Raw genomic sequence first — 21,540 nt, 5'->3', positions numbered from 1 at the left:
CTAACCTGTGGTTTCCCGTGTCTCATGCCCGCAATTACCTCCGATCTGCCCGCCCTCGCCCAATCGATCAAAGACTGGGGCCGCGAGCTGGGCTTTCAACAAGTCGGCATCAGCGGCCTGGACCTGGCCGAGCATGAGCAGCACCTGCAACGCTGGCTCGACGCGGGCTACCACGGCGAGATGGAATACATGGGCGCCCATGGCAGCAAACGCTCGCACCCCGAGGAACTGGTGCCGGGCACGCTGCGTGTGGTGTCGCTGCGCATGGATTATCTGCCAGGCGACACACAAATGGCGCAGTTGCTGGCCAAGCCAGAAAAAGCCTACATCTCCCGTTACGCCTTGGGCCGCGATTACCACAAGCTGATCCGCAAGCGCGTGCAGCAACTGGCCGACCGCATCCAGGCACAGATCGGCCCGTTTGGCTTTCGCGCCTTTGTCGACAGCGCGCCCGTGTTGGAAAAAGCCATTGCCGAACAAGCCGGCCTGGGCTGGATCGGCAAAAACACCCTGGTGCTCAATCGCAAGGCCGGCAGCTATTTCTTTTTGAGCGAACTGTTTGTCGATTTGCCCTTGCCGGTGGACGCGCCCCACGCCACCGAGCATTGCGGCCGCTGCACCGCCTGCCTGGATATCTGCCCTACCAATGCCTTCGTCGGCCCGTATGTGCTCGACGCGCGACGCTGCATTTCCTACCTGACCATCGAGCTCAAGAGCGCGATCCCCGAGGACCTGCGCCCACTGATCGGCAATCGGGTATTCGGCTGCGATGACTGTCAGATCGTTTGCCCGTGGAATCGTTTCGCCCGACCCACTGCCGAAAGCGATTTCAAGCCACGGCACAATCTGGATAACGCAGAACTGGCCGAATTGTTTATGTGGGACGAGGATAAATTCCTCAGCAGCACCGAAGGCTCGCCCCTACGTCGCGCCGGGTATGAGCGCTGGCTGCGCAACCTGGCAGTGGGCCTGGGCAATGCGCCGTCGAGCATCCCGGTGCTCGAAGCCTTGAAAGCACGCCGCGATTATCCGTCCGAGCTGGTGCGCGAACATGTGGAATGGGCGCTCAACCAGCACGCTACGCGCTAGTGCACGTCGTCGTTGTAGACGAACTTGGGCATTTCCCAGTGAAAACGGATTGCCAGCAGGCGCAGTAGAAAGCCGCTGAACAAGGTCAGCAGAATCGCCTGCTCGCTGGGCAGTTGCAGATACAGGCACAGCATGTAGAACCAGGCGGCGAGGAACGACACGCTGGCGTACAGCTCACGGCGGAAAATCAGCGGGATGTCGTTGCAGAAGATATCGCGCAGGATGCCGCCAAATACGCCCGTGATCACGCCGCTGACCGAAGCCACCAGCATGCCGTGGCCCATCTCCAACGCAGTCATGCAGCCGATCAGGGTAAACGCCACCAAGCCCAGGGCGTCCAGCGCCAGGAACAACGAACGCAGGCGGCGCATCAGCGGCGCGATAAATATCGTCACCAGTGCTGCGATTGAGGTCAGCACCAGGTATTCCGGGTGTTTGACCCAGGTCAGCGGGTAATGCCCCAACAGCACATCGCGCACCGAACCACCGCCCAGTGCGGTGACGCAGGCGATCAGCACCACGCCAAACCAGTCCATGCCACGGCGCCCGGCAGACAGCGCGCCGGTCATGGCTTCGGCGGTGATGGCGACGAGGTAGAGCATCAACAGCATGAGGGCGATCCTTGCGAATAGGCGCGCATTCTAATCATTGGGTGATGGCACCAAAAGGGGGCGCATGGCGAAAGACCGTGTCGACAGCATCGCAGGCAAGCCCGCTCCCACACTTTGACTTGTGAACACATTCAAATGTGGGAGCTGGCTTGCCTGCGATAGGGCCAGAGCAGGCGCCACAGATTCAAGCCTTGATGAAATGCTTGCGGTAATGCTGCAACTCGGCGATCGACTCGCGAATGTCATCCAGCGCCAAATGCGTGCTGCCCTTATGGAAGCTGTCCTTGACCTCCGGCGCCCAGCGCGCCGCCAGTTCTTTGAGGGTGGACACGTCCAGGTTGCGATAGTGGAAGTAGCTTTCCAGCCCCTTCATGTGCGTATAAAGGAAGCGACGATCCTGGCAGATGCTGTTGCCGCAGATCGGCGACTTGCCCTTGGGCACCCACTTTTCCAGGAAAGCGATGGTTTCAGCTTCGGCGTCGCGCATGCTGATGCGGCTGTCGCGCACGCGCTGGGTCAGGCCGGAATTGCCGTGGGTGCGGGTGTTCCACTCGTCCATGGTGGCCAGTACGGCGTCGCTGTGGTGGATGGCGATCACCGGACCTTCGGCCAAGGTGTTGAGGTTGCTGTCGGTGACAATGGTCGCCATCTCGATGATGACGTCGGTGTCGGGGTTCAGACCGGTCATTTCCAGATCGATCCAAATCAGGTTCTGTGGGTTTTGCATGGCTTGATTCTCTTGGCCCTTGGCTTAGCTGCGCAGTTTAGCAGGCGGGGGCGTGCTAGACTCGCGACCGTTTTACCCAACCTTTGCATTATCGACACGGAACACCAATGGCCAAACGCCAGCTCAATCGCCGCCAAAACTGGCGCATCGAAAAGATTCAAGGCGAACGCGCCGCTCGCGCCGCCAAACGTGAATCCTCCGCCGTGGAAGCGCTCGAGGGCGGCGACCTGGGCCCTGAACAAACGGGCCTGGTGATCGCGCACTTCGGCGTGCAGGTCGAAGTCGAGGCGCTCGAAGGCGAACTCGCAGGTTCGGTGTCGCGCTGCCACTTGCGCGCCAACCTGCCTGCGCTGGTCACCGGCGACAAGGTCGTGTGGCGTGCCGGCAACCAGGGCATCGGCGTGATCGTCGCCCAGTTGCCGCGCACCACCGAACTGCGCCGCCCCGACAGCCGTGGCCAGCTCAAGCCGGTGGCGGCCAACGTCGACATGATCGTGATCGTGTTCGCACCGCTGCCCGAGCCGCATGCCAATTTGATCGACCGCTACCTGGTCGCGGCCGAGCACGCCGGCATTCGCCCGCTGCTGCTGCTGAACAAATTCGACCTGATCGACGAACAGAACGCCCCGGCGCTCAACGCGTTGCTGGCGGTCTACCGCACCCTGGGTTACCCGGTACTGGAAGTGTCTGCGCATCACGGCAATGGCATGGAACAGCTGCAACAGCAGTTGGACGGGCGCATCAGCGTGTTCGTCGGCCAGTCGGGCGTGGGCAAGTCATCGCTGGTCAACAGCCTGCTGCCGGAAGTCGACACGCGCGTGGGCCCGCTGTCGGAACTGTCCGGCCAGGGTACCCACACCACCACCACCGCGCGGCTGTTCCACTTCCCCGGCGGCGGTGAGCTGATCGACTCCCCAGGCATCCGTGAATTCGGCCTCGGCCACGTCAGCCGCAGCGATGTGGAAGCGGGCTTTATCGAGTTCAACGACCTGATCGGCACCTGCCGCTTCCGCGACTGCAAACACGACCGCGAGCCGGGCTGTGCGTTGCTCAAGGCCCTGGAAGACGGGCGTGTGCAGCAGCAGCGGATGAACAGCTATCGGTCGATTATTGCGAGCTTGCCGGAGAGCAGCTACTAAACCGCAGATACAACAAGGCCGCGATTATCGCGGCCTTGTTGTATCTGGACTACGAACCCGGCGCCGGCGCAGGCGCCGTAGGGTCTTTCACCCCGCCGTCATCAAACAGGTTCAGCTTCTGCCGCAGTTCATGGGCCGGCAACGGCTCCTGACCTGGCGGAATGGCATTCGGATCGGCCGGCACTTCACCCGGTGCACCTTCGCCCCGGGTCGGTGCCGCAGGTGGCGGTTGGTCACCTTCAATCGCGCGCTGAGCTTTTTTAGTCAGCACCACAATATCGATGCGACGGTTGATCGGGTTGAACGGGTCTTTGGGGTCAAACAACTGCGAAGAAGCAAAACCCACCACGCGTGCCACTTGCGGGTCGGGATAGCTGCCCGCCACCAGCGCACGGCGGGCGGCGTTGGCGCGGTTGGCCGAAAGCTCCCAGTTGCCGAAGTCGCCCTGGCCCGCATAAGGCTTGGCGTCGGTGTGACCGCTGATGCTGATCTTGTTCGGCACCGCCTTGATGGTGTCGGCCATGGCCAGCAGGATGTCTTCGAAGTACGGCTTCAAGCGCGCACTGCCGGAGTCGAACATCGGCCGGTTGGCGGCGTCGGTGATCTGGATGCGCAAACCTTCGGGGGTGATCTCGAAGGAAATCTGATCCTTGAATTTCAGCAGTTGCGGGTTTTCTTCGACCTTGGTCTGCAGCTCTTGCAGCAGCAATTCCAGGCGCTCTTTCTCGACCTGTTCGGCCATGCTCTCGACGGTGTCGCGCTCGATCGGGATGTTTTCCTGCGGCGACTCGGTCTTGACCTCGGGGTTGATGGTGCGCTCAGGCGCCAGTTGCGGCGAGCCGCCCAGGTCGATCACGAAGGGCGTGCCGCTTTCCGAAAAGCCAATCGGGTCTTTGAAATAACCGGCAATGGCGATCTTCTGCTCGGGCGTGGCGGTCGACATCAGCCACAGCACCAGGAAGAACGCCATCATCGCCGTGGCAAAGTCGGCGAAGGCGATTTTCCAGGCACCGCCATGGTGCCCCGCAGCGAAGCGCTTGACGCGCTTGATGATTATCGGCTGGTTGTTTTCCATGACTTAGCGACCGCGAACCGCTTGTTCCAGCTCGGCAAAACTTGGGCGATGTTTCGGGTACAGCACCTTGCGCCCGAACTCCACCGCCAGCGATGGCGGCATGCCGGACGCCGATGCCACCAGGCAGGCCTTGATCGCTTCGTACAAATTCACTTCTTCCTTGGCATCGTGGGCCAGGGACGTGGCCAGTGGGCCGAAGAAACCGTAGGCCGCGAGGATACCGAAGAAGGTACCGACGAGGGCCGCGCCCACGTGCATGCCGATAGCCTTCTGGTCGCCTTCACCCAGGGATGCCATGGTCACCACAATGCCGAGTACCGCCGCGACGATACCAAAACCGGGCATGCCGTCGGCGACACCGGTCACGGCGTGGGAGGGATGTTCGAGCTCTTCTTTGAGGCTGAACAGCTCCATGTCGAACAGCCCTTCGAGCTCGTGCGGGGCCATGTTGCCGGAGGACATGATGCGCAGGTAATCACAGATGTAGGCGGTCATGCGCTCATCTTTGAGCACGGCCGGGTACTTGGCGAAAATCGGGCTGGCGGCAGCGTCTTCGATATCGCCTTCGATGGCCATCATGCCTTCGCGGCGGCTCTTGTTGAGGATCTCGTAGATCAGCCCCAGCACCTCGAGATAAAAGGTGTGGGAGAAGCGCGAGCTGAACATGCCCAGCGACTTCTTGATCACGTGCATGGTCATGTAGCCGGGGTTGGCCTGCAGGAAAGCACCAAACGCGGCGCCGCCGATGATCAGCACTTCGAAGGGTTGGATCAACGCGGCAATTTTACCGTGGGACAAGACGTACCCACCGAGCACACTTGCGATGACGACGATGATGCCGATAATTTTAGCCATAGGAGATTGGTACTTGCGCCGTCGGGTTCATGGACATAGTGGGTGCTGCAGAAAACTCTTGTACTACTTATCGGCAAAACTGCGCCAGACTATAGCCCGTTAAGGCGAAAAACCAATTCGGCCCGTTCCGGGCGTGTTGAACGCAAGTGATGATCGCGCCCCAATCATGGCAAACGAAACGACAGTTCCAAATACAAAACCCACCACCCTCGCCGCTTGGATCAAGCGCCTGGACGATGTGCTGCTGCCTGTTCCTCAGGCTAGTCACGAACGCGTGTGCAAGGCCATCCGCGACAGCCGTAGTTCTTTGCGAGATATTGCCGAGCTGATGCAAAACAGCCCGGCGCTGGTGCTCAGTGTGATGCGCGAGGCCAACAGCCAGGCGCACGGCAGTTTGTCGGGCCCGGCAGAAAACCTCGAAGTGGCGCTGAATCGCCTGGGCCTCAAACGCGCCGAAGAATTGCTCACGCGTCTGCCCTCAGTGCCGGAAAAAGACATCCCGGTGGCCTTGCGCCAATTGCTGCTGGTCAGCCAGCACGCCTCCCAGCAAGCCAGCGGTTTGTTCGCCAGCCGCCTGGCGCGGCTGTGGCAAGACATCCATTGGGGCAGCCTGCTGTTTCTGTCGCCACTGTGGCCGCTGGCCGTGGCCTACCCCAAGCTTCTGGAAGAATGGGAACTACGGGTCATCCACAAAGGCCAATCGGCGCGCAAAGTCGAGCAGGAACTGTTCGGTGTACGCCTGCTCGACCTGTGCCTGGGCTTGACCGAAGCCTGGCACCTGCCGATCTGGGTGTCCCAGGGCTACAACCTGCTGCTGACCGAACAGCGCTTGCTGGTCAAGGCGCTGCACATCGCCCGCGAAGACGACGCACTGCGCCAGCAGCAATTGCTCGATGCCGAACCCAACCTTCGGCGCTGGCTGAACCAGCCCGCCAATACCGTGCTGCTGGCCAACGGCCTGGCGATGTCGGCCCAGGAATCCTGGACCTGCCCGCACACCGAGCGCTGGCAATACCTCACCGCGCTGTACCTGCAAGCGCCGCTGTGTGACGTGCAGCAGCAGGCTCACCAACAAGCGGTGACCAGCGCGCGCACCACCTTGATGCCGGACCTGTGGCACCCGGCGCTGTCACTGATCTGGCCGTGGCATGTGCAGAAGGTCCATCGCGGCCTGCTGCCCGCGCCGCCGCCCACTGCCGAGGCGTTGGCCGTATGGCGCAGGCGCTGCACCGAGTTGCTGGTCGAGCCGAGCCGCTTTGCCAACGCCATGCACTTGACCACCTGCGCCAGGGAAGCCTTGGTGGCCAGTGGCATGCAGCGGGTTTTACTGTTTATGGCCGACCGCGCCTTGAGTACCTTGCGTGTGCATCAGGCCGATGGCTTGCCCAAGGACGCTGCCAACCTGAGCCTGGACGTCGTCAACAGCACGCTGCTACAGCGCCTGCTGGAAAAGTCCGCCCAGGTGCGCCTCACGCCAGACAATCACGCGCAATTTTCCGCGTTGCTGCCGCCGATCCTGCGCCGCTGGTTTACCGGTGAACACCTGTTGCTACGCTCTCTGAGCTGCAATGGCCGCGTGGTGATGCTGATGGTTGCCGACCAGGGCGGCGGGCCGTTCTCGGAAACCACCGTGCAGGCTTTCGGCAAAACCGCTCAATGCATCGAGAAAGCGCTGCACAGCTTTACCAACCGCAGCGCCTGAAGCTTGCGCTACAATCGCGCTCTTTTATCGCCAACATTTGTGCCCAGGAGACCTCACATGCCTGACTTCTCTGGCTTGCCGCTGGTGATCGAGTCCAGCGACCTGCTTGGTCGCCTGGATGCCGATCACTTGATTCTGGTGGACCTCACCAGTGCCGCCCGCTACGCCGAAGGGCATATCCCCGGCGCGCATTTCGTTGACCCCAAGCGCACCCAACTGGGCCAGCCGCCTGCACCCGGCTTGCTGCCGCACAAGGCCGACCTGGAAAAGCTGTTCGGCGAATTGGGCCACGCCCCGGACGCCACTTACGTCGTCTATGACGACGAAGGCGGCGGCTGGGCCGGGCGGTTTATCTGGTTGCTCGACGTGATCGGCCACCAGAAGTACCACTACCTGGATGGCGGCCTGCTGGCCTGGCTGGACGAAAAACACCCGGTGAGCACCGAAGTGCCTGCCCCGGTTGGCGGCCCGGTCAGCCTCACGCTGCACGACGGCCCCACCGCCACCCGCGAATACCTGCAAAGCCGTCTTGGCGCAGCCGACCTGGGCATCTGGGACGCGCGCGGCCCGCTGGAATATTCCGGCGAGAAAGTGCTCGCTGCCAAGGGCGGTCACATCCCCGGCGCCGTCAACTTCGAATGGACTGCCGGCATGGACAAGGCGCGCAACTTGCGCATCCGCCGCGACATGCCGCAGATCCTCGAAGACCTCGGGCTGACCCGCGACAAAGAAATCATCACCCACTGCCAGACTCACCACCGCTCTGGCTTCACCTACCTGGTGGCCAAGGCGCTCGGTTATCCGCGAGTCAAAGGTTATGCCGGTTCCTGGGGCGAATGGGGCAACCACCCCGACACCCCCGTCGAGATTTAAGGTTTAAGGACAGTTATGAAAAAGCAGTTGTTTATCCTCAGTCAGTACTTGCTGCCGCACCACTTGCTGTCGCGCCTGGCCGGCTGCATTGCCGAGTGCCGCGTGCGCTGGTTCAAGAATGCCTTCACGGCGTGGTTCGCCAAGCGCTACCAAGTGGACATGTCCCAGGCGCTGGTCGAAGACCTCACCGCCTACGAGCACTTCAACGCTTTCTTCACCCGCGCCCTGAAAGACGGCGCCCGCCCGCTGGATGAAACCCCAGGCGCGGTGCTGAGCCCGGCCGACGGCGCAGTCAGCCAGCTTGGCCCGATCGAACATGGCAGGGTGTTCCAGGCCAAGGGCCACAGCTACAGCGTGCTGGAGTTGGTGGGGGGCGATGCGGCGCTGGCTGCACCGTTCATGGGCGGTGATTTCGCCACCATCTACCTGTCACCGAAGGACTACCACCGCGTACACATGCCTTTGGCCGGTACGCTGCGCGAGATGGTCTACGTGCCGGGCCGGATTTTCTCGGTCAACCAGACCACCGCCGAAAACGTGCCGGAACTGTTTGCGCGCAACGAGCGTGTTGTCTGCCTGTTCGACACCGAACGCGGCCCGATGGCTGTGGTGTTGGTGGGCGCGATGATTGTGGCGTCGATTGAGACGGTGTGGGCCGGGCTGGTGACGCCGCCGAAGCGTGAGCTGAAAACCTTCCGCTACGACGAAGCCGCACGCGCTCCGATTCACTTGGAGAAAGGCGCTGAGCTGGGCCGTTTCAAACTGGGTTCGACCGCCATCGTGCTGTTCGGGCCGGACCAGGTGAAGTGGGCAGAAGAGCTGGTGGCAGGTACGCCGGTGCAGATGGGCCAGGGTATCGCCGCGCCTAAAGCCTGACCTGATCGCTCCCACGCTCTGCGTGGGAGCGCCCTCCTGTGACGCTCTGCGTCACGCCCTTGAAGCTGACGCGGAGCGTCAGGGGCGGCATTCCCACGCGGAGCTTGGGAACGATCAACAGTGCCAACCGCTTACAGCTGTCCGTCGCGATCGCGAAAGCCCAACAGATACAGCACACCATCCAGCCCCAGCGTCGAAATCGCCTGCTTGGCCGATTGCTTGACCAACGGCTTGGCACGGAACGCCACGCCCAACCCGGCAATCGCCAGCATCGGCAAGTCATTGGCGCCATCGCCGACCGCGATGGTCTGCTCCAGGCGCAAACCCTCCTTGTGGGCCAATTCCTTCAGCAGGTCCGCCTTGCGCTGTGCGTCGACAATCGGCTCGACCGCCACGCCGGTCACCTTGCCATCCACCACTTCCAGCTCGTTGGCAAACACGTAGTCGATGCCCAGCTTGGCCTGCAATTGCTTGGCGAAGTAGGTGAAGCCACCGGACAGGATGGCGGTTTTGTAGCCCAGGCGCTTGAGTTCGGCAAACAAGGTTTCGGCGCCTTCGGTCAGGCGCAGCGACGCGCCGATCGAATCCAGCACGCTTACGTCCAAGCCCTTGAGCAGCGCCAGGCGCTCCTTGAAGCTGGCGCGAAAGTCCAGCTCACCGGCCATGGCGCGCTCGGTGATTGCGGACACTTGCTCACCCACACCCGCGGCCTTGGCCAACTCGTCGATGACTTCGGCTTCGATCAGTGTGGAGTCCATATCGAACACCGCCAGGCGGCGGTTACGGCGGAACAGCGAATCTTCCTGGAAGGCGATGTCGACGTTCAGTTCCTGGGCCACGCTGAGGAATTCGGCGCGCAGGGCTTGCGGGTCGGCCGGCTCGCCGCGTACGGAGAACTCGATGCAGCCCTTGCCTTTGTCCGCCGGTGTGTCCAATGGCATACGACCCGACAGACGGTCGATGTGGTCGATATTCAATCCATATTGAGCGGTGATCGAGCTGACCCGCTGCAATTGTTCGGCGGTTACTTTGCGAGTCAGCAGCGTCACGATGTGGCGCTTTTTGCCCTGGCCTTCGACCCAATGCTGGTAATCGGCTTCGGAAACCGGGGTGAAACGCACCTGCTGATCAAGCTTATAGGCCGTAAACAGGATGTCTTTGAGCACCGACGAGGCCTGCTCGGTGCTGGGGATTTCCACCAGGATGCCGAACGACAACGTGTCGTGGATCACCGCTTGGCCGATGTCGAGAATGTTCACACCACCCTGGGCCAGAACACCGGTAATGGCTGCGGTGAGACCCGGGCGGTCTTCGCCGGTGATGTTTATCAGGACAATTTCGCGCAAAGCGCACCCCCAGGCTGGAAAAAAACCGCATTCTACCCACTTTCAGTGACCATCGGGCACAGCGAGCGCTTTGCCGGTTCTAGGCCTGTCGCTATACTGCGCGTCAACTTCACGGACCAAGAGCCGAGCGCAAGTGAACCGGCCCACGCCAGTAAAAACCGATAACTTCTTCCTGCTGATCTTCCGGGCACTGCGCCACCGCCGTGTACCGATCGCATTACGCATCGCCAGCCATAACGTGATCCTGGTCGCTCTGGCCTTGGTGATCTACGCCTGCGTGATGGGTTTGCAGTTCAAGCAGGCCATGCACGAGCAAGCCGACGCCCTGGGCGAGAGCCTGACGACCCAGACCGCCACCTCGGCGACTGAGTTGCTGGTGTCCAACGACATCCTCAGCCTCAACGTGCTGCTCAATAACCTGACCAAGAACCCGCTGGTGGCGCATGCCGCCATCTACAGCGTGGACAACCGGATCATGGCCGAAGCCGGGCAGCGCCCGAAAAACGGCCTGTTGGGGGAGGCCGAAGGTCTGTATTCGAGCAATATTACGTTTCAGGATGTGAAGGCGGGGCAACTGCGCATCAGCCTCGACATGCAGCAATTCCAGCAGCCTATGACCATCAGCCTGCAAAGCATGGGCATCCTCAGCGCGATCCTGCTGGCCCTGGCCCTGGCCCTGAGCTTGCGCCTGGGTCGGCATATCTCCACGCCACTGATGCAACTGCGCATCTGGCTGCGCGATATCGACGAACACACCCCGGCCACCGACCGCCAGGATGAAATCGGCGACCTCGCCCGCCAGCTTCACGCCAGCTTTGCTCCCGAGCCGGTGGTGCCTGAGGTTGAACCCGAGCCTGAGTACGACGACACCGACTATGACGACGAGCCCGAGTTTGAAGTGCGCAACCTGCGTGACCCAGGCTTTGACGAAAGCGCGCCGGTGGCCGCCCTCAAGCCTGCGCCACGCCAGGTGATCAAGGCCGAAGAAGACGAACTGGACGATGAAGACCCGTTCGCCGACCTGCGCGACACCTCGGCCGCCGCACCCGTTGTCGCCCCGCAACCTGCGCCGGTGAAAAATACCGAGCCGCAGCACAGCGCCGTACTGGCTGTGCAACTGGGCTCGCAGGACCAACTGCGTCGCCTGCCCCGCGCCCGCCTCACCGAATTGCTGGAGCGCTACCGCGACTGCCTCGACCAGGCCGCCTCGCTTTACCAAAGCAAGCTGCACACCCTGAACGATGGCAGCACGTTGATGCTGTTCCACAGTGAAGACAGCGGCGAAGACTACCTGACCAACGCGATTTGCTGCGGCGAGCTGCTGCGCGCCCTCGGCCATGCCTTGCAAATTGAAGTGGCCGACAGCGGCATTACTTTGCAGCTGCAACTTGGCCTGACCGTCGGTGACGATCTGTTCGGCATGAGCCAGATCGACCTGCTGCTTACCGAGATTGCCCAGGATGCGCTGGCCTTGTCCCAACACAGCCGCAACCTGCTGCTGGTGGAGCGCAAGATCAGTGAAGATGCGTTGATCCGCCAGCGCGCACGTATCCGTCCGATTGCCAGCCCTGAAGGCGCGAGCTGTGTGGAGCGGCTGATGGAGCCGTACCCGTCGATGCTCGAACGGCAGTTGGCGCGGATGCACGAGACCCGTAACAAGCCCTGATGGCTGATCGTTCCCACGCTCCGCGTGGGAATGCATTCCGTGACGCTCTGCGTCGCTGCTGCGCAGCGGGACGCGGAGCGTCCCAAGAGGCATTCCCACGCGGAGCGTGGGAACGATCCAAAAAGGCCCGCTGAGTAAGCGGGCCTTTTGTTTGGGCGCGATTCAGATCAAAACCTGAACACTTCCATATCCGTGCGAATCGGCGTGGCCATCGGCATCTTAGGCTTCTGCGGAGCTGACGGTTTGGCCTGGGCCGGCGCTTGCTTGCGCGGCGCCTCGGCCACTGGCGGCTGGTTGGCCAATGGCTTGAGCGCCACCGACAACTGTTGCGCCAGATGCTGCAACAACACGCCCTGGGCCTGGACCTGGGACGCGGTGGTGCCGGTATGTTCTTCCTGCAGGTGCACGATGCGGTTATCGCGCACCTGGCCACGGCGGTCGATCAGGCGCCATTGGGCGTCAAGAATTGCCGGTTGCGAAGTACCCGAATCGAGCCGCGTGATGGTCAGCAATACCTGCACATCCGGGGTAAAACCCGCCGGCCCAGGTGCGAGCACCACACGCTGGCTGTCGAGATGGCCAGCCACCTGACGTAACATCAGCTGGTTGATATCGGACGACAAACTACCCGCCCAACGACCATCGGTTGAACCTTGCAGGCTGCCGTCGCTCTGACGTTGAAGCAGGGTTTCGCGTTGCAGGTAATCAGCAACGACGACCGGGCCAAGCAAAACGGCCATGCCTGCGGTTTGCGCAGGCTGAGCCGGACTTCCGCTGTCCAGCTGGTACAGCGACACCGGCTGGTGTGTGCTGCAACCCGCCAGCCCCAAAAGGCCAGCGAGCATCAAAAATAAAGGAAGGCGTGGAGCAGTCATCATCCCATCCAGGTGGCTGCCACAAGGCGAACCACAATGTAATACTAAAAATAACCTAAACACGCTCGGCCACGCCGGCGCTGGAAAGGCCATATCATCCGTGAATATGCGCCCTGACTCCAGCGCGAAAGCGTCGATCTACGCGTTAAATCCTAGATCGAGCCCTCTAAACCGCCTTAAACAGGCGTTTCCACCAGCAAAGCATCCACGCGCTGGAAGCCACGCGGCAGTTTATTACCCCGTCGGCCACGCTCACCCTTGTAGTGTTCAAGGTCGTCAGGGCGCAGAGACAACGTGCGCTTGCCGGCCTGGAGCATCAGGGTAGAACCTTCCGGGATCACGGCGATGTCGGTCACGTACTCTTCGCGACTGGCCACGCGCTCCCCGGGAATCCCGATAATCTTGTTGCCCTTGCCTTTACCCAACTGCGGCAAATCGCTGATCTTGAACACCAGCAAACGCCCTTCAGTGGTCACCGATGCCAGCCAATTGCTCTCGCGGTCTTCCACGGTACGCGGCAGGATCACCTTGGCGTTGTTCGGCAAGCTCAACAACGCTTTGCCCGCCTTGTTCTTGGCCTGCAGGTCTTCACCCTTGACCACAAAACCGTAACCCGCGTCGGAGGCGATCACATACAGCGAATCGTCGTCCGGCAGCAGCACGCACTCGAAATTCGCCCCCGGTGGCGGCGTAAGGCGCCCGGTCAGCGGCTCGCCCTGCCCGCGTGCCGAGGGCAAGGTGTGCGCCGGCACCGAGTAGCTGCGACCGGTGGAGTCGATAAACACCGCAAACTGGTTGGAACGCCCGGCCGCAGCGGTCTTGAAACCATCGCCGGCCTTGTACGAGAGGCCGGTGGCGTCAATATCATGCCCTTTGGCGGAACGAACCCAACCCTTTTCCGACAGAACGACGGTAATTTTCTCGTTAGGCAGCAACTCGGTTTCTGTCAGAGCTTTCGCTTCTGCGCGCTCGACAATCGGCGAACGACGGTCATCGCCATAGGTTTCGGCGTCTTTGATCAGTTCGCTGCGCACCAGCTTCTTGAGCTTGGATTCGCTGCCCAACAGGGCTTGCAGCTTGGCTTGCTCCTTGAGCAGTGCGTCTTGCTCGTCACGCAACTTCATCTCTTCAAGCCGCGCCAACTGACGCAAACGGGTGTCGAGGATGTAGTCGGCCTGGATCTCGCTCAGCTCGAAACGCGCGATCAGCTCGGCTTTCGGGTGCTCGGCGGTACGGATGATGTGGATCACTTCATCCAGGTTGAGGTAAGCAATCAGCAAACCGTCCAACAGGTGCAGGCGGCGCTCAACCTTGTCGAGACGAAATTGCAGGCGGCGGCGCACGGTCTGTACGCGGAACTCCAGCCATTCCACCAGCAGGTTGCGCAGGTTTTTCAGCTGCGGCTTGCCGTCCAGGCCGATGATGTTGACGTTGACCCGATAGCTGGACTCAAGGTCGGTGCTGGCGAACAGATGCTGCATGAGCACTTCGTGGTCGACCCGGCTGTTGGTCGGGATGATCACAATGCGGCAGGGGTTTTCGTGGTCGGACTCATCACGCAAGTCAGCCACTTGCGGCAATTTCGACGGCTTTGCCTGCATCAGCGCGGCGATCTGCTCCAGCACCTTGGCACCGGATACCTGGTGCGGCAGTGCGGTGACAATAATGTCGCCGTCTTCAATGTGGTAAACCGCGCGCATGCGCACCGAGCCCTTGCCGGTCTCGTACATCTTCAGCAGGTCGGCACGCGGCGTGATGATTTCCGCTTCGGTCGGGTAATCCGGGCCTTGAATATGCTCGCAAAGCTGCTCGACCGTAGCTTTTGGCTCATCAAGCAGACGCACACAGGCAGTCGCGACTTCGCGCAGGTTGTGCGGCGGCACGTCAGTGGCCATGCCGACCGCGATGCCGGTGGTGCCATTGAGCAGGATATTCGGCAAACGCGCCGGCAACACCAGCGGTTCGTCCAAGGTGCCGTCGAAGTTCGGCCCCCAGTTCGCGGTGCCCTGGCCCAACTCGCTGAGCAGCACTTCCGAGTAACGCGACAGACGCGCCTCGGTGTACCGCATGGCGGCGAAGGACTTGGGATCATCCGGCGCACCCCAGTTACCCTGGCCGTCCACCAAGGTGTAGCGGTAGCTGAACGGCTGGGCCATCAGCACCATGGCTTCGTAGCAGGCCGAGTCGCCGTGGGGGTGGAACTTACCGAGCACGTCACCGACGGTACGCGCCGATTTCTTGTGCTTGGAATCTGCGTCCAGGCCCAACTCACTCATGGCGTAGATAATGCGCCGCTGCACGGGCTTCAGGCCGTCGCCGATATGCGGCAAGGCACGGTCCATGATCACGTACATGGAGTAGTTGAGGTAGGCATTTTCGGTGAAGTCAGCCAGCGATCGGCGTTCTACGCCATCTAAGCTGTCTGCGAGGATGTCACTCATGCGGGCCTCATCATTGTTTGGTCTGGCGCAGCAGCATGGTGCCGCTGCGCTGGGTAAATTCAAGTTGTTTCAATGCACTCATGCCCAATAGCACCTGCTCGCCGCCCAGGCCCGGCGCTACCAGCGCACGCACGTCCTGCAGGACGATATCGCCCAGCTTCAGGCGATCAAGGCGGGTGCGGTAGCCCTGGCTACGCCCATTGGCGGTGCTCAAGGTCACTGGCGGGCCACGTTGGAGCCCGAGGCGGTCGGCCAACTCGGCCGGCACCGCCACATCGGTCGCGCCGGTGTCGAGCATAAACTCCACCGGTTGACCGTTGATCTGGCCGCTGGCGACAAAATGCCCTTGGCCGTTGCCCAGCAGTTTCACTTCGATGTAACCCTCGTGCTGCTCCGAGGTCACCACGGCATTGGGGTTTTCCTGACGCGCTTCCCACTGCCCAAAAAAACGCGTGGCCAAAAACAGCCCGGCGCCCCATGCCACGAACATCAGTACACGTCCGGCACGTTTGCCGGGCGGCGCTGCCGTCATGGTTGGGCGCCCCAGCCACCGGCCGGCGCGGCAAAACGATAGACCACCGGGCGTTTTTCACCGTCGGCACGCGGGCCAAAATTATTGTCGATGCCCAACCACGCCCCTTCGGCATCCACCACCAGGGCTTCGGCCAGGCCATAGGGCTGGGCATAACGCCGGTTCGGTGCCAGGGTTTCGTCGGCAAACGACCAGCACAGCTCGACTTTGGCCGTGACCCCATCGCGCCGGCAAATCTGGAACGCATTGCGCTCCAGGGTAAACAGCTTGCCGTTAAACAGCGCCAGGTCGGCAAAGTCCTTGGACACTGCCTTGGCATTAGTAAACTGCGCTGGCTGAACTTCCTGGCCGGCCTCGCTCAGCAGCACACAGGGCCCGTCGCAATCCCACACGCTCTGGCCACGCTTGATCGAGATCAACCCTCGTCGCTCACGCTCGGCCGCCAGCCAGATCTGATTGCCTTCGGGGTTGATCGCCAAGCCTTCGAACAAGGCATTGAAGTGCAGCAACATCCCGCTCGCCCGCGCTTCGCGGACCATGCCCGGAGCAATCTTCAACCATTCAGGCGCGCCGCTCACCGGCACTTGCAACACCGCCGCATGGGCTTCGCTGACAATGTAACGGTTGCCGGCCGCGTCACAAGTGATGCCTTCAAAATCCAGGTCGCCGCCCCGAATGAACGAGGCGGCCTTGGTGCGCGAGCGCAGCCCCCAAGGCAGACCGGACTCGGGCACCGGCGGCACCTCGATCTTGACGGTTTCGGCCTTCCAGGTCGGCGCGCTGATATCGAGGCGGTAGATCTGGTCGTCATCGCGGTCGGACACGGTCCACAGGTCCTGGCCACACAGCGCCAGGCCCGACAGGTTGCCACCGCGCATGCCGTCCACCGGGTGTTCGGAGACCAACTTAAGCTCAGCCACGGGCGCGGCCACCCCTTGGGTGGCCACCAACCCGCTCAACATCAGGATCGCCAGGGCGAAGCCTGTGCGCATCAGCCCAGTACCTCGGCCAGGTTACCCTTGGACTCCAGCCAGGCTTTGCGGTCCGGCGCACGCTTCTTCGCCAGCAGCATGTCCATCATTTCCGACGTGCCCGCGAAGTCTTCCAGGGTCAACTGCACCAGGCGCCGAGTGTTCGGGTCCATGGTGGTTTCGCGCAGCTGCGGCGGGTTCATCTCACCCAGGCCCTTAAATCGCGTGACCTGCGGCTTGCCGCGTTTCTTCTCGGCTACCAGGCGGTCGAGGATGCCATCGCGCTCGGCTTCGTCGAGGGCGTAGTAAATCTCTTTGCCCAGGTCGATACGGTACAACGGCGGCATGGCGACGTAGACGTGACCGGCATCCACCAATGGGCGGAAGTGCTGCACAAACAGCGCACAGAGCAACGTGGCGATGTGCAGGCCGTCGGAGTCGGCGTCGGCGAGGATGCAGATCTTGCCGTAGCGCAGCTGGCTCATGTCCGCCGCGCCCGGGTCTACACCAATGGCCACGGCAATGTTGTGCACTTCCTGGCTGGCCAGGACTTCGCTGCCGTCGACTTCCCAGGTGTTGAGGATCTTGCCACGCAACGGCAGGATCGCCTGGAACTCCTTGTCCCGCGCTTGCTTGGCGGAACCGCCGGCGGAGTCACCTTCGACCAGGAACAGCTCGGAGCGCATCGGGTCTTGCCCGGCGCAATCGGCCAGCTTGCCTGGAAGTGCCGGGCCCTGGGTGATGCGCTTGCGCTCGACTTTCTTGCTGGCCTTCAAACGACGGCCGGCGTTGTTGATCGCCAGCTCCGCCAGGGCCAGGCCCAGTTCCGGGTGCTCGTTGAGCCACAGGCTGAACGCGTCCTTGACCACACCGGAGACAAACGCCGCCGCCTCGCGGGACGACAAACGCTCTTTGGTCTGGCCGGAGAACTGCGGCTCCTGCATTTTCATCGACAGCACGAACGCGATGCGCTCCCACACGTCTTCCGGCGCCAGCTTCACGCCGCGCGGCAACAGGCTGCGGTATTCGCAGAACTCGCGCATGGCGTCCAGCAAACCCTGGCGCAAACCGTTGACGTGGGTGCCGCCCTGGGCCGTGGGGATCAGGTTGACGTAGCTTTCCTGCACGCTGTCGCCACCTTCGGGCAACCACAGCAGCGCCCAGTCGACGGCTTCTTTATTCCCCGCCAGGCTGCCGCAGAACGGCTCGTTGGGCAGGCGTTCAAAGTCGCTGACCGAGTCTTCCAGGTAGGAGCGCAGGCCATCTTCGTAGTGCCACTCGACCTTTTCGCCGGTGCCTTTGTCTTCAAAGCTGACCAGCAGGCCAGGGCACAACACCGCCTTGGCCTTGAGTACATGCTTGAGGCGGCTGATGGAGAATTTTGGTGAATCGAAGTATTTCGGGTCCGGCGCGAAGTACACGCTGGTGCCGGTGTTGCGCTTGCCGACGCTGCCGATCACTTCCAGATCGGTGGCCTTGTAGCCATCGGCGAAGGTCATCTGGTACTCGTTGCCGTCGCGCTTGACCTTGACCCGCACCAGGGTGGACAGGGCGTTGACCACGGAAATACCCACACCGTGCAAGCCACCGGAGAACTGGTAGTTCTTGTTGGAGAACTTGCCACCCGCATGGAGCTTGGTAAGGATCAGCTCGACGCCCGACACACCCTCTTCCGGGTGAATGTCCACCGGCATGCCGCGACCATCGTCGGACACTTCCAGGGAATGGTCGGCGTGGAGGATGACCTGTACCGACTTGGCGTGCCCGGCCAAGGCTTCGTCGACGCTGTTGTCGATGACTTCCTGGGCAAGGTGGTTCGGCCGACTGGTGTCGGTGTACATGCCGGGGCGTTTGCGCACCGGGTCGAGGCCCGAGAGGACTTCGATGGCGTCGGCGTTATAAGAGCTAGCGCTGGGAGTGGCCATGGGGTCTCGTCGTGAGTCGTTCGATTAAAAGGTAACCTTGGACTTTACAGTGCTGCAAAGTCCAAGGATTGATACTGATCTGCGCCAATGCCGGCAAAACTCAACATGGCCGGCAATTGCTGGGCGAACCCCTGGTAACCATGGTCGCCACCGGCCTGGATGCGCAAGGCACAGGCCCGGTAATACTGCTGGGCGAGGCGATAATCCAGGGTTTCGTCTCCGGTCTGCAACCACACTTGATAACGCGCGGCGTCCTGGGGTGCTGGCACTTCCAGTTCGGCCAGGGCCGTGACGTGGTCGTGGGTCAGCTCCCAGGTTTCATCGGTGTAGAGGTTCTTCTGGGTGCCCAGGTAACCGTCAAACATCCGATGCGGGCTGACCGCCGGGTTCACCAGCAGCGCCTTGAGGCCATGGCGTTCGGCAAGATGGGTTGCATAGTAGCCGCCGAGTGAGCTTCCCACCAGCAGCGGCCGTCCCAGCTCTGCAATGGCCTCTTCCAATTGAGGAATCGCCTGACGCGGATGGTGATGCAGGGCCGGCACACGCAATTGGTCGCTCAAACCGAGGCTGTCCATCACGGTGGTCAACTGGGTGGCCTTGTTGGACGCAGGCGCGCTGTTGAAACCGTGGATATATAGAATCGAAGCGGACATGCCGGGCTCTCCGTGCATCAGCCAAAGAGGCGCAGTTTACAGGGATCGGGGTGGTGTGTGAGTACCCTATTGTCCAGCCGGCAAAGAACCCATGTGGGAGCGGGCTTGCTCGCGAATGCGGTGGGTCAGCCAGCACATCTGTCGACTCTTAAACCGTATTCGCGAGCAAGCCCGCTCCCTCATTTTGGTCAGTGTTTACAGCCGTTAATAGCCGTTGCTGCCGTAGTCGACGGTAAATTCGAATCCTTTTACCCGCTCCACACCCGTCTCCAACCGTCCGTCGGCATGCAATCGCAGCCAGCGATACCCTGGCGCCTGCTCGCTGACCTTGAAGTCCTCGCTGCCCGGCGCGAACTGGATACAGGTGGACGGCGACGCCAGCAGGCGCACGCCATTACGCTCGCGGTCGATTTCCTGGTGCACATGGCCCCACAGCACCGCCTTTACCTGCGGGAAGCGGTCGAGTACGGCAAACAGGGCTTCAGGGTTGCGCAGGCCGATCGGCTCCATCCACGCACAACCGATGGAGACCGGATGATGGTGAAAACACACCAGATGATGACGGCTTGGCGCTTCGCTCAGGGCCTGGGCGAGCAATTGCAGTTGCTGGTCCTGCAAGTAACCGGGCACCGAGCCCGGTACCGCCGAATCCAGCAAAGTGACGCGCCAATGGCCAATGTCGACCACCGGCTCCAGCAAATCACTGTGCACGGCGGCATGGGCCATGACCTGCGGTTCGTCGTGGTTGCCGGGTATCCAGCGCGCCGGCGCGTCGATCTGCCCGGTCAGGTCGCGAAACTGCTGGTAAGACTCCAGCGAGCCGTCCTGGGACAAGTCCCCCGTGGCCAGCACCAGATCGATCTGCGGCTGCTGCTCGCGCACCAACCCGATCACGCGCTGCAGGCTGTCGTGGGTGTTCATGCCCAGCAGCGAACCGTCGGCCTCGGCAAACAGGTGGCTGTCGGACAACTGCACCAGCAGCGCCGGCGCATCAGGGTTCACGGTGGATACGCTCGGCAAGGCGCTCTCCCAAGGCAATCACAGGAATGGTTAACTGGCGCGATTATGCTGGGGCAGGACACAAAGAGGAAAGACGCAGTTCACATCTAGCGCACGACTTCAAATTCATGACCCAGGGCCAGGCAATGGCTCAGCCACTCACCGAGGAACACATTCAGTTGTGCTTTCTCATCGGGCTGGTGCATGAACACATTCGGATAAGGATAGATGCTGCGAAAGCGTCGCGCATGTTCGGCGCTGATGACTTCGGCCATGCGGGCATCGTGATACACCTGAACCTCCAGTTGCGGCACCGGCAGCCAGGGCAGGCTGTGCTCCTGGCGTACCCGCAAGGTGGTGGTGTACGGGCAGTTGACGATGACCTCAAGGGTCAGCACGCCCAGCATCTGGTCGCCATGGGTCACGGCAATCCGCCGCGCCTCAGGCGCGTGACGCATATCGGGGAGCAAGCGCATCAAGCGTGCATAGTTGGCCTCGCAGGCCGCTTGCAGCCCGATCAGGTCAACTCGGTATCGTTCCCGTGCCTTTACTGCCATAACCCCCTCACTTCCGCGCGATTAAGCGCAAGCCACTGCAGGGCGATAATGCTGGCTGCGTTGGAAATTTTGCCGTCACGCACCGCTTGCAGGGCATCTTCGAGCGCCCAAGGGGTGACGCGGATATCTTCTGCTTCTTCTTCCAGTCCATGGACGCCACCAGCACCCGAGCTGTCGCAACGGCCCAGATACAAGTGCACGAATTCGGTACTGCCACCGGGCGACGGGAAATATTTGGTGATCGGCCACAGCGCAGAGAACGTAAGGCCAGCTTCCTCCTCGGCCTCGCGGTGTGCAACCTCCTCCGGTTGTTCGTCCTTATCAATCAGGCCCGCGACCATTTCCACCAGCCATGGGTTGCCGGTACGGCCCATGGCGCCGATACGGAACTGCTCGATCAACACCACCTCATCGCGCTGCGGGTCGTAGGGCAGCACGCACACCGCGTCATGGCGAACGAAGACTTCACGATTGATCACCCGGCTCATGCCGCCATCGAACTTCTCGTGGCGCAGTTGCACGCGGTCAAGCTGGTAGAAGCCCTTGTAGGCATTGTCGCGCTGAACGATCTCGATGGTGTTCGGCGTCGATTTGGCAATGTCCGTCATATCCTTCCTCGTTACGCAGG

General features: G+C 61.8%; 20 protein-coding genes. 6 read left to right on the top strand and 14 right to left on the bottom strand.

The genetic code is table 11. From position 1 onward, the window contains the following. Positions 1–24 precede the first annotated feature (24 nt). Positions 25–1,089, top strand: a complete 1,065-nt coding sequence (gene queG, locus BLV67_RS11615) for a tRNA epoxyqueuosine(34) reductase QueG (RefSeq protein ID WP_069786847.1) — start codon at positions 25–27, stop codon at positions 1,087–1,089. Here queG and BLV67_RS11610 read toward each other — a convergent pair. Both BLV67_RS11610 and orn read right to left on the bottom strand, forming a co-directional pair. Further along, complete coding sequence (locus BLV67_RS11610; RefSeq protein ID WP_056860532.1) at positions 1,086–1,700, bottom strand: trimeric intracellular cation channel family protein; 615 nt, start codon at positions 1,698–1,700, stop codon at positions 1,086–1,088. The genes queG and BLV67_RS11610 overlap by 4 nt on opposite strands. 184 nt (positions 1,701–1,884) lie before the next feature. Further along, entirely contained in the window at positions 1,885–2,427 is a 543-nt protein-coding gene (gene orn, locus BLV67_RS11605; RefSeq protein ID WP_056860533.1) for an oligoribonuclease, read from the bottom strand. A 107-nt stretch (positions 2,428–2,534) separates the two neighbouring features. Here orn and rsgA point away from each other — a divergent pair, with 107 nt between their 5' ends. Further along, the gene (rsgA, locus tag BLV67_RS11600; protein ID WP_003171340.1) at positions 2,535–3,566 is read left to right on the top strand and encodes a small ribosomal subunit biogenesis GTPase RsgA; all 1,032 of its coding nucleotides are present in this window, start codon (positions 2,535–2,537) and stop codon (positions 3,564–3,566) included. Between the two features lie 49 nt (positions 3,567–3,615). Here rsgA and motB read toward each other — a convergent pair whose 3' ends face one another. Then, entirely contained in the window at positions 3,616–4,641 is a 1,026-nt protein-coding gene (motB, locus tag BLV67_RS11595; RefSeq protein ID WP_069786846.1) for a flagellar motor protein MotB, read from the bottom strand. 3 nt (positions 4,642–4,644) lie between these two features. Then, positions 4,645–5,496 carry a flagellar motor stator protein MotA gene (gene motA, locus BLV67_RS11590; RefSeq protein WP_017138472.1) on the bottom strand — a complete coding sequence of 284 codons (852 nt, stop codon included), beginning with the start codon at positions 5,494–5,496 and terminating at the stop codon, positions 4,645–4,647. A gap of 166 nt (positions 5,497–5,662) precedes the next feature. On the opposite strand from motA, the gene BLV67_RS11585 reads away from it, so the two are divergent. The 3 genes from BLV67_RS11585 to asd are packed head-to-tail and all read left to right on the top strand — an operon-like array spanning position 5,663 to position 8,947. Next, positions 5,663–7,198 (top strand): HDOD domain-containing protein, encoded by a 1,536-nt coding sequence (locus tag BLV67_RS11585; protein WP_069786845.1) that lies wholly within the window; start codon positions 5,663–5,665, stop codon positions 7,196–7,198. 57 nt (positions 7,199–7,255) lie between these two features. After that, the gene (rhdA, locus tag BLV67_RS11580; protein ID WP_069786844.1) at positions 7,256–8,071 is read left to right on the top strand and encodes a thiosulfate sulfurtransferase; all 816 of its coding nucleotides are present in this window, start codon (positions 7,256–7,258) and stop codon (positions 8,069–8,071) included. A 15-nt stretch (positions 8,072–8,086) separates the two neighbouring features. Continuing rightward, on the top strand, positions 8,087–8,947 hold the full coding sequence (gene asd / locus BLV67_RS11575) for an archaetidylserine decarboxylase (protein WP_056860536.1): 861 nt from the start codon (positions 8,087–8,089) through the stop codon (positions 8,945–8,947). 131 nt (positions 8,948–9,078) lie between these two features. On the opposite strand, the gene serB is transcribed toward asd, so the two are convergent. Continuing rightward, a complete protein-coding gene (gene serB, locus BLV67_RS11570; protein ID WP_069786843.1) occupies positions 9,079–10,293 on the bottom strand; it encodes a phosphoserine phosphatase SerB in 1,215 nt (404 codons plus the stop codon). 133 nt (positions 10,294–10,426) lie between these two features. On the opposite strand from serB, the gene BLV67_RS11565 reads away from it, so the two are divergent. Continuing rightward, on the top strand, positions 10,427–11,959 hold the full coding sequence (locus BLV67_RS11565) for an AhpA/YtjB family protein (RefSeq protein ID WP_069786842.1): 1,533 nt from the start codon (positions 10,427–10,429) through the stop codon (positions 11,957–11,959). A gap of 167 nt (positions 11,960–12,126) precedes the next feature. On the opposite strand, the gene BLV67_RS11560 is transcribed toward BLV67_RS11565, so the two are convergent. The 9 genes from BLV67_RS11560 to BLV67_RS11520 all read right to left on the bottom strand — a co-directional run bounded on the left by BLV67_RS11560 (position 12,127) and on the right by BLV67_RS11520 (position 21,520). Next, positions 12,127–12,834 carry a PqiC family protein gene (locus BLV67_RS11560; RefSeq protein ID WP_074854465.1) on the bottom strand — a complete coding sequence of 236 codons (708 nt, stop codon included), beginning with the start codon at positions 12,832–12,834 and terminating at the stop codon, positions 12,127–12,129. A gap of 176 nt (positions 12,835–13,010) precedes the next feature. Beyond that, a complete protein-coding gene (gene parC, locus BLV67_RS11555; RefSeq protein ID WP_069786841.1) occupies positions 13,011–15,275 on the bottom strand; it encodes a DNA topoisomerase IV subunit A in 2,265 nt (754 codons plus the stop codon). A 10-nt stretch (positions 15,276–15,285) separates the two neighbouring features. Then, positions 15,286–15,807 (bottom strand): retropepsin-like aspartic protease family protein, encoded by a 522-nt coding sequence (locus BLV67_RS11550; RefSeq protein ID WP_065930687.1) that lies wholly within the window; start codon positions 15,805–15,807, stop codon positions 15,286–15,288. Continuing rightward, a complete protein-coding gene (locus BLV67_RS11545; protein ID WP_065930688.1) occupies positions 15,804–16,799 on the bottom strand; it encodes an esterase-like activity of phytase family protein in 996 nt (331 codons plus the stop codon). Before BLV67_RS11545 ends, BLV67_RS11550 begins: the two co-directional genes overlap by 4 nt. Next, a complete protein-coding gene (parE, locus tag BLV67_RS11540; RefSeq protein ID WP_069786840.1) occupies positions 16,799–18,703 on the bottom strand; it encodes a DNA topoisomerase IV subunit B in 1,905 nt (634 codons plus the stop codon). The genes BLV67_RS11545 and parE overlap by 1 nt, the downstream gene beginning before the upstream one ends. A 44-nt stretch (positions 18,704–18,747) precedes the next feature. After that, complete coding sequence (locus tag BLV67_RS11535) at positions 18,748–19,356, bottom strand: YqiA/YcfP family alpha/beta fold hydrolase (protein ID WP_065930690.1); 609 nt, start codon at positions 19,354–19,356, stop codon at positions 18,748–18,750. Positions 19,357–19,560: 204 nt separating this feature from the next. Further along, complete coding sequence (gene cpdA, locus BLV67_RS11530; protein ID WP_058422425.1) at positions 19,561–20,376, bottom strand: 3',5'-cyclic-AMP phosphodiesterase; 816 nt, start codon at positions 20,374–20,376, stop codon at positions 19,561–19,563. An 86-nt stretch (positions 20,377–20,462) separates the two neighbouring features. Then, positions 20,463–20,912, bottom strand: a complete 450-nt coding sequence (locus BLV67_RS11525; RefSeq protein ID WP_017138485.1) for a DUF1249 domain-containing protein — start codon at positions 20,910–20,912, stop codon at positions 20,463–20,465. Further along, positions 20,903–21,520 carry an NUDIX domain-containing protein gene (locus BLV67_RS11520; RefSeq protein ID WP_065930692.1) on the bottom strand — a complete coding sequence of 206 codons (618 nt, stop codon included), beginning with the start codon at positions 21,518–21,520 and terminating at the stop codon, positions 20,903–20,905. Before BLV67_RS11520 ends, BLV67_RS11525 begins: the two co-directional genes overlap by 10 nt. Positions 21,521–21,540: the final 20 nt, after the last annotated feature.

Origin of the sequence: Pseudomonas salomonii (assembly GCF_900107155.1) — a bacterium.
GTDB lineage: Bacteria > Pseudomonadota > Gammaproteobacteria > Pseudomonadales > Pseudomonadaceae > Aquipseudomonas > Aquipseudomonas salomonii.
Note: the sequence above shows the minus strand (reverse complement) of the source record. Positions and strands in the feature narration are given on the sequence as shown.